Annotated in this window: 1 protein-coding gene; it reads right to left on the bottom strand. The window is 41.1% G+C overall.

Annotated features, from left to right (window positions below):
* The coding region (locus tag N0K80_RS07900; RefSeq protein WP_269026252.1) for a MucBP domain-containing protein at window positions 1–319 on the bottom strand (319 nt) is incomplete at both ends.

The raw sequence follows: 319 nt of genomic DNA, 5'->3' as shown, positions 1-319 counted from the left end.
CGTTTCTTTTAAGACCCATCCAGATATATCCTTACCGCTTGTTTCATACTTATCCCCAACTTTGCCTGTGGGTAACGTATCTGGATCACTAATTTTATTCCCTTTTTCATCAACGTAGTTGACCGTAATTGGTGCTGCTTCTGCTCTTTCGTACACATACGTCACTGTTTGTGCTTCCGTTCCATATGTGCCTGTCGCATTTTCTGGTGTTTCTTTCAAGACCCACCCAGTTATATCCTTACCACTGGTTTCATACTTATCCCCAACTTTTCCTGTTGGTAACGTATCTGGATCACTAATCTTATTTCCTTTTTCATCG

The organism is Dellaglioa carnosa (assembly GCF_026948345.1).
Taxonomy (GTDB): domain Bacteria; phylum Bacillota; class Bacilli; order Lactobacillales; family Lactobacillaceae; genus Dellaglioa; species Dellaglioa algida.
The sequence above is the reverse complement of the archived record's forward strand: the minus strand, read 5'-3'. Positions and strand labels throughout refer to the sequence as shown.